The organism is Halomonas sp. IOP_31 (assembly GCF_021151495.1).
Lineage (GTDB): Bacteria > Pseudomonadota > Gammaproteobacteria > Pseudomonadales > Halomonadaceae > Modicisalibacter > Modicisalibacter zincidurans.
This window is the reverse complement of the sequence record NZ_JAIRBP010000002.1, coordinates 197234-204834: the sequence shown is the minus strand read 5'-3', so window position 1 is coordinate 204834 and position 7601 is coordinate 197234. Positions and strand designations below refer to the sequence as shown.

8 protein-coding genes, 1 tRNA gene and 1 pseudogene are annotated in these 7601 nt (G+C 61.9%); 7 read left to right on the top strand and 3 right to left on the bottom strand.

Annotated features, from left to right (window positions below):
- The first annotated feature begins 126 nt into the window (after window positions 1-126).
- Window positions 127-741: an integrase core domain-containing protein gene (locus tag K7I12_RS02680; RefSeq protein ID WP_231662923.1), complete on the top strand. Its 615-nt coding sequence runs from the start codon at window positions 127-129 to the stop codon at window positions 739-741.
- Window positions 742-767: 26 nt separating this feature from the next.
- On the opposite strand, the gene K7I12_RS02675 is transcribed toward K7I12_RS02680, so the two are convergent.
- Complete coding sequence (locus K7I12_RS02675; protein ID WP_231662922.1) at window positions 768-1031, bottom strand: hypothetical protein; 264 nt, start codon at window positions 1029-1031, stop codon at window positions 768-770.
- A 174-nt stretch (window positions 1032-1205) separates the two neighbouring features.
- Here K7I12_RS02675 and K7I12_RS02670 point away from each other — a divergent pair, with 174 nt between their 5' ends.
- Together K7I12_RS02670 and K7I12_RS02665 are read left to right on the top strand one after the other, a co-directional pair.
- On the top strand, window positions 1206-1790 hold the full coding sequence (locus K7I12_RS02670) for a helix-turn-helix domain-containing protein (RefSeq protein ID WP_231662921.1): 585 nt from the start codon (window positions 1206-1208) through the stop codon (window positions 1788-1790).
- Window positions 1783-3012, top strand: coding sequence for a type II toxin-antitoxin system HipA family toxin (locus K7I12_RS02665; protein WP_231662919.1), 1230 nt, complete (start codon window positions 1783-1785; stop codon window positions 3010-3012). Before K7I12_RS02670 ends, K7I12_RS02665 begins: the two co-directional genes overlap by 8 nt.
- Before the next feature lie 255 nt (window positions 3013-3267).
- On the opposite strand, the pseudogene K7I12_RS02660 reads toward K7I12_RS02665, so the two are convergent.
- A pseudogene (locus K7I12_RS02660) lies at window positions 3268-4470 on the bottom strand (IS1380 family transposase); the annotation flags it as partial.
- Between K7I12_RS02660 and K7I12_RS02655 the strand changes: the two are divergent.
- A complete protein-coding gene (locus K7I12_RS02655; protein WP_231662917.1) occupies window positions 4365-5015 on the top strand; it encodes a site-specific integrase in 651 nt (216 codons plus the stop codon). The pseudogene K7I12_RS02660 and the gene K7I12_RS02655 sit on opposite strands and share 106 nt — an antisense overlap.
- Window positions 5016-5054: 39 nt before the next feature.
- Here K7I12_RS02655 and K7I12_RS02650 read toward each other — a convergent pair.
- A tRNA-Ile gene (locus K7I12_RS02650) sits at window positions 5055-5131 on the bottom strand.
- Between the two features lie 94 nt (window positions 5132-5225).
- On the opposite strand from K7I12_RS02650, the gene K7I12_RS02645 reads away from it, so the two are divergent.
- From K7I12_RS02645 to K7I12_RS02635, 3 genes are all read left to right on the top strand, one after another.
- Window positions 5226-5849 (top strand): hypothetical protein, encoded by a 624-nt coding sequence (locus K7I12_RS02645; protein WP_051907517.1) that lies wholly within the window; start codon window positions 5226-5228, stop codon window positions 5847-5849.
- A 4-nt stretch (window positions 5850-5853) separates the two neighbouring features.
- A complete protein-coding gene (locus K7I12_RS02640) occupies window positions 5854-6591 on the top strand; it encodes a 4'-phosphopantetheinyl transferase family protein (RefSeq protein ID WP_231662916.1) in 738 nt (245 codons plus the stop codon).
- Window positions 6592-6808: 217 nt separating this feature from the next.
- Complete coding sequence (locus tag K7I12_RS02635; protein WP_031384610.1) at window positions 6809-7576, top strand: ATP-binding cassette domain-containing protein; 768 nt, start codon at window positions 6809-6811, stop codon at window positions 7574-7576.
- Window positions 7577-7601: the final 25 nt, after the last annotated feature.

Here is a 7601-nt window from a genome sequence, read left to right as displayed (position 1 = left end):
AAACACTGGCATAACCTTGTGGAGAGCCGGATGCGGTGAGAGTCGCATGTCCGGTTCGGAGGGCGGGCCGGGGAAACCACCAGCTGAAAGGTTGGCAGGGCGCCCCGGCTCGACCCCTACAGCTGGTTGCCGGGTCCAGCACGCGGTACCTGGTGGTACCTCTACCTGATCGTCGACATCTACAGCCGCAAGATCGTCGGGCACGAGGTCTACGAAACCGAGACCGGCCAGCTGGCGGCTGAGCTGATCCAGAAGGCCTGTTGGCGAGAGCATCTGACGGATCGTCACAAGCCCTTGATTCTGCACTCAGATAACGGCAGCCCGATGAAGGCAGCGACCTTCCTGGAGAAGCTCTACGACCTGGGCATCACCCCGTCGTACAGCCGGCCGAGGGTCAGCAATGACAACGCCTTCGCCGAGTCGGCCTTCAAGACGCTGAAGTACCGGCCGGGCTTCCCCGTCGACGGCTTCGCGACCCTGGCCGAAGCCCAGGAGTGGGTCCAGCAATTCACCGAGTGGTACAACCACGAGCACCGGCACAGCGCCCTTCGCTACGTCACGCCGAGCCAGCGTCATAACGGCGAGGACAAAGGTATCCTGGCGCAGCGCCGGGAGGTCTTCGTGACGGCAAAAAAGCGTCACCCGGAGCGTTGGTCAGGTGGCATCCGAAACCTCAGCTTGCCAGAGGTGGTGCACCTGAATCCCGAGCGGGAGCCGGTGCCACAGGCAGCAGGGTTTTAAAGAGCCGAAACCATTTCATGTGCCAACTATGTTGACAGACTCCGGTGATGCTGAGCCAGAAATTCAAGTGGGCTGTACTCGGGAGCGAGATAACCGTTTCCAAAGCGCCGCACGTTCTGCGCTGGCACTGCGCAGAGAATCACCTCGGCTTTCAGTTCAGGGTCGAGATGCTCCTTGATAATCTCAAAGTGAACTATTCCGGTAGGTGCAGCGCCGACAAATACGTGCCCGTCCTCACGCTGAATGAAATAGGCGTATTCAGTCGGCCCGTTATGGTCGTAATGGAACATTCCATTTTCCCGGTATGCTTGCGTAGACTTCAGTTCGTCGTACAGACCTGTTGGCAGCATCCGGGCCCCGACAGTTGATGCGTTTGGGTAGATCAGTACTTCTTGCGATTCTCTTTACTCTATGATATATTTTGGTGTATCAAAAATTTTTTTTGATATAGAGAAGTAGATCAAATGAGCTATGGAACGGAACAACTGGCCGCACGACTCAAGGCCGCACGAGAGGCCAAAGGGCTCAGCCAGCGGGAGCTGAGCGCGCTTGCTGGTGTGCCGCAGTCGCACATCTCGAAGATCGAGAACAATGCTGTTGACCTGCGTGTCTCAAGCCTTTCTTCCATCGCCCACGCTTTGGATCTGGAGCTGATGCTCGTTCCCCGCAAGGCGCTTCCGGCTGTCCAGTCAATCACCCGCAGCGTCGCCAGCGCGCCGGTCATCAACGCGGCAACACAGCGGGAACTCGACCGCATCCGCGAAACGGTGGATGCAATCGCATCCAATGCATCCGGCGCAAATATCGACAACCTCCAGCGCCGTGTCCGTGAAATCACGCAAATCCAGAGCCAGATTGACCCCGAAATTCTGCAAAAGGTACGGCGCACTATCGAGTCTATCGAGTCCTCTGGCAGTAATGCGGCCATCAATCGGGCCGCAGAAGCCATCCGCTCCCTGCGCAACCAGCTTGCCCATCGCGCAGCTTCCCACGAGAAGCCGCGTGCCCCAAGGCCAGCCTATCGGCTGGAGGAGGATCAAGATGGCTGATGTCTCTGTCCTTGATGTCCTGCTCTATGGGGAACCTATCGGCACTCTCACCAATGTTGGCGGAGACCGGACGATATTCGCCTTCAACGAAGCCTATATCGACAACCCTGACAGACCGATCCTGGGGCTGGCCTTCAAGGACGAATTCGGCGCGCTGCTTACGGACTTCCGAGCCTATCAAAAGCGCGTGATGCCCTTTTTCTCAAACCTTCTGCCTGAAGGACATCTGCGCAAATACCTCGCGGAGAATGCGGGCGTAAATCCCGAGCGCGAGTTTCATCTGCTTTGGGCGCTTGGTCACGACCTGCCTGGTGCGGTCACGATCAAACCCGCTGATGGCGAGGCATGGCCGCCGATTGCAGGTGAGGGTACCGATGCCGGTGACGCCGAAGGTGATCGCCGCGAGAACCCCTTGCGGTTCTCGCTTGCAGGGGTGCAGCTCAAATTCTCGGCAGTTCTCGCACCGACGGGCGGCCTGACGATTCCCGCATCCGGCGTTGGCGGCTCATGGATCGTGAAACTCCCATCGCGTGAGTTTGAAGGCGTTCCCGAAAACGAGTTTTCGATGATGACGCTCGCACGCCTCATCGGCATAGATGTTCCGCCGATTGATCTTGTCGATGTTGGTAGCATCAAAAATCTGCCTGAAGGAATCGACAAGATAGGGCAAAGTGCTTTCATTATCGAACGGTTCGACAGGCTATCTGACGGCAGCGCCGCCCATATCGAAGATTTCGCGCAGGTCTTCGATGTCTATGCCGAACAAAAATACAAAACGGCGACTTTACGTAATATCGCGCAGGTGCTTGCCGCGGAGACCAATGACGCTGATATCGTCGAGTTCATCCGGCGGCTGGTGTTCTGCGTTCTAACCGGAAACGGCGACATGCACATGAAGAACTGGTCGCTCATTTATCCCGACCGGCGAAACGCCGTTCTCGCTCCTGCCTACGATCTTGTTTCGACCATCCCCTATATCCCCAACGACGATATGGGACTCAGAATCAGCCGGACCCGCGCGTTTTCCGAACTGACCAACGACGAGCTTGAGCATTTGTCAGCCAAGGCCGCCATTCCCGAAAGGCTCGTTCTGGATACGGCCTACGAGACTGTCGCACTCTTCCACCAGCACTGGCAGGCTGAGAAGTACAATCTCCCGATGACAAAGCAAGTCCGTGAAGCTATCGAGGCGCATATCAAGAATCTCCCGATAGCGCGATAAGAGGATGGCATAGTCATCGTGCCCATTATCCCGCCTAATTCATCACACCCTTCGCCGAGGGGCATTTCGAGGCTTCCCGACGGTGCTGACGGAGCGACCGCCGGATCCCGCCTACTAGCGGCGCGGCATTGATAGCTTTAAGTTCTCATTTCTGCCTATTTTATTGCCATCAGTTATTGATGGCTGTCGATTAGCCACGGGCGATGCTCGGCGAGACGCCGATCTCGGTGGCTGTCCGTGCTGTCTTGTGGAGGGCTACGACAAAGTGCCCAATCGCGGTAGCGCCTTCAGCGCCGAGGGCCACCATCGATCCGCGGCGGCGCCCAACTGCAGCGTGATCTGCCGGGCGTGCACCGTGATCGTCGCCGCGACCTTGAGCAGTTGCTCTCGCAGCCGTATCAGGCTCCAGCCTTGCTGCGTCTGACCCTCGATCAGGCAGCGCAGCCCATGCAAGACCTGGTAGGCGCAGAGACTCAGCAACAGGTTGACCTGGTTGCGTGCCATCACGTCCTGCACCGTGGAGGCGCCGCGATCCGTCGACGAGAGGTGAACGTTGAGGGCCGACTTCAGCTCCCCCATGTGGGCCTCGGCCTTGCCACGCTTGCGGTACAGCGCTAACACCGTCTCCGGTGGATAATCGAGCTTGTTGAGGTTGGTGACCAGGAAGAAGGCGTGGAACAGCAGGTCGTCGGGATTCTCCTGAACCACCAGCACCACGCGGCGCGGTGACGCCCAACTCTCCGCCTGGTATTCCAGGTCATGGCACCATTCGCGGGGTGTCTCGGGCGGTCTGCCAGGCGGCCGGGTGAGGTAAGGCTCTGCCTTGGCCTGCAATACCGAGTTGCTCTTCAGCCGCCCCAGATAGGCGATGTCCCGGGCGTCCATGGCACGCAGCGTCTCGCCATCGGTGAAGCCGGCATCCAGGCGCACCTGTATCTGCGCCACGTCCAGGTTCAGGCCTTCCGCCATGCGCTGGACCAGATGCGGAATCCAGGTATCGGCATCCTCGGCCGGTCCGACATTGCCTTCGCGCAACAGGCCGCCCAGCATGTCGCCGGTCTCGTCGATGGAGGCGATCAGCGGCGAGTAGATGCGGGCACCGGCGTAGCCGTTGAAGGCGGAGCCGCCCTGGTGACCAAAGACCTCGACCGGCAGGCCGTCGATATCCAGGGTCAAGTGCTTGGCGCGTTGACCGCCGTGAAGCGAGCGCAGCCGCCAGATAGCCAGGCGCAGCAAGCCCTCGTGGAGCGTATCGATGTTGTCATCCATGCCCAGACAGCCGAGCAGGCGCGACAGGGTCGCTTGGGAAGGACGTGCCTGACCCAGGGGTGTCATTCCGCGGGCATCACTATATGCCAAGTGCCAGAGTGGATCCTGCTGGAGGGTGCCGGTATCGCTCAGGTCATACCAGCCCATGGCGCGTTGGAGCACCACGGTGCGGATCTGACTGGCCAGCGAAGCTGCGCAAGCCATCACCAAAGAATGAGCGGCACGTTTACCTGACTGAGTCCAAGCTTGCTGAGTTGCTGGAGGCAGTCCCAGAGCGCTACAAGGTTGAGCGTCAGGTGATTTTGCTGGCGATGCTCACTGGCATGAGACGAGGGGAGCTGATGGGACTCGAACCGGCGAACGTTTACAACGGTCGCATCGTGCTCAGGCCCAATCAGACGAAGAGCGGAAAACAGAGGGTCATTCCTCTGACAGAGGAAGCCCTACCGCTGGTGGAAGGTCTGCCGTTCGATACGACGGGTGACAGAGTGCGTGGTGCATTCGAGAAAGCCAGGGAGAAGATTGGTCGCCCTGATATTCGCTTTCATGATCTGCGGCACTGCTACGCCTCGCTGCTGGCCAGTAAGGGGGAGGCACTGACGAGCATCAGGGATCTGCTCGGCCATTCGTCGCTCACGGTGACCAGCCGCTATGCGCATGCAGATCCGGCAAGGTGGGAAAGCGTGGTGGCAAAGTTGCCGCGGATCAGCAACCAAACAGCAACCACACACTGACGGAAATCGAACCTTGGTGCCGTAACTGCCTGATTTTATTGGTGGGCCCAGCTGGACTCGAACCAGCGACCAAGGGATTATGAGTCCCCTGCTCTAACCAACTGAGCTATAGGCCCTACGTTGCGCGGGCGTATGATAGCGAATGGAAATGGCTGAGACCAGCGCCCGGCTGCTATTCTCGCCACGGCCAATCCACCGGGAGGAAACGACATGGACGTTCGATACGCATCAATAGACCAGCGCTTTCGTCGCCTGGCCAGCACCCTACTGATCGCCCCGCTCGCGGCCGGGTTGAGCCTGTCGGCGCATGCCGCCTGGCAACTCGACCCCGAGCAGTCGCAGGTGACCGCCACCATCGTCGAGGTCACCCCCAACGGGCCGCTGCCGCGTACCCACCGTGTCAGTGGCCTGCAGGGCGAGTTGAGCGACGCCGGCACCCTGCGCGTGCCGTTGCGCTTCAACCAGACCGACGTCGCCGAGCGCCTGGGCCAGATGCCGTCATGGCTCTCGGGGCTGACCGACGCGCCGCTGGCCACCGTGACCGCGTATTTTCCCGCCCAGCGCCTCGATGAGTTGACCGTCGGCGAGTCGTTGACCGATACGGTGACCCTGGAGGTGCAGAGCAACGGCGGGCGCCGCCAGGAACCATTGCAGGTGCGCTTCACCCGCGAGTCCAGCGCTGTCATCCGGCTGCGCAACGCCGAGCGGGTGGTGATGGACGGCAGCGCGCTGATGGCCAATCAGAACGCCCGCGGCATCCTGCTGTTGCTCGGCTACGAGGAGATCGGCGACGAGATTCCTGTCGAGCTGGACGCCACCCTCGTCGATCGCTGAACCGATGCCCGACGCGCCGCGCACCGCTTCCCTGCCCGCCTGCCTGGGTCCGTGGCTGAACGCCTGGCCGTGGGCCGAGGCGCTGCCCGGCGCTCAGTGGCTGGCACTGCGCTACGCCAAGTCGGCGTTCACGTTTGAGGCCTGGTCGCAGGCGGCGGTTACACCGCCCGATGCGCTGTGTCGCGCCGCGTCCAAGCGCCAGCTTGAATTCCTCGCCGGCCGGCTGTGTGCCCGCGAGGCCCTGAATGCGCTGACTGGCGAACCCCACGTGCCGGTGATCGGCGCCGGCAAGGCACCGCACTGGCCGGCAGGCACGGTCGGCTCGATCACTCATGGCGGCGACCTGGCCGCCGCGCTGGTCGCCCGCGTGGAGTGCTGGCGCGGTATTGGCCAGGACGCCGAGGCGCTGCTCGGCGAGGCGCGCGCCGAACGCCTGGCGCCGCAGATCCTCACCCCCGCCGAGCGTCATTGGCTCGAGACTTTACCGACAGAGCGGCGCGGCGAATTCATCACGCTGGCGTTCTCGCTCAAGGAAAGCCTGTTCAAGGCGCTGTTTCCGCTGGTCGGCGTGCGCTTCTATTTTCAGGATGCCGAACTCACCGGCTGGGACCCCGCCCGCCACCGAGCCACGCTGAGGCTGACAACGACCCTGAGCGACGAATGGCTCGCCGGCCGTGCTCTGACTGGGCACTACGCTACTCTCGAACACTATCTGCTCAGCGTGATCGCGATCCCAGCCTGAGCGCTTTCAATCGACTGAACGCTATCAATCGCCTGGCAGCCGCTCGCCGGGATCAGCGCCTGGATGCGGGCGATCTAGCGCGCCGGAATGACTATTGATAACAATTCGTATTTAATTTACCCTCTGCGGCTCGGGACACTGGCACGTATGCAACGGATGCCGCGCCAGCGTCCCGTCCTGCCCATCGCAGCACGTTCGCCCGCACGCGGAGTCCGTCATGTTCCAAGTCAATGCCGCCAGCTTCGCGATCAACGGCAAAACCCTGCTGGAGCCCACCGATCTGCGCTTCGACGAGGGCCGGGTCTACGGCCTGATCGGCCATAACGGCTCGGGCAAGTCGACGCTGCTCAAGCTGCTCGCCCAGCAGCAGAGCGCCAGCCAGGGCGAGATCCGGCTCGACGGCCGGCCGCTGGCCGATTGGGGCAACCGCGAATTCGCCCGCCAGGTCGCCTACCTGCCGCAGCATCTACCCGGCGCCGAGGCGCTGACCGGCCGCGAACTGGTGGCGTTCGGCCGCTACCCCTGGCACGGCCTGCTGGGGCGCATGAGCGACGAGGATCGTCGGCAGATCGAGCGCGCCATCGCGCTGACCCACACCGAGGCGTTTGCCGACCGGCTGGTCGATACGCTTTCCGGCGGCGAGCGCCAGCGCGTGTGGTTGGCGATGCTGATCGCCCAGGGCAGCCGCTTTCTGCTGCTCGACGAGCCGTTGGCGGCGCTCGACATCGCCCATCAGGTCGAGGTGCTGGCGCTGATCCGCAAGCTGTGCCGCGAGTTGCAGCTAGGGGTGATCATCGTCCTGCACGACGTCAACATGGCCGCCCGCTACTGCGATCACCTGATCGCCCTGCATAGCGGCCGGCTGCTCGCCCAGGGCGCGCCCAGCGAGCTGATGTGCGACGCCACCCTCGAGGCGATCTACGGCATCCCGATGCGGGTGATGGCTCACCCCGGCGGCGAGCATCCGATCGCCGTGCTGCATTGAGTCCCGATCGAACCGGCCCTGGAGC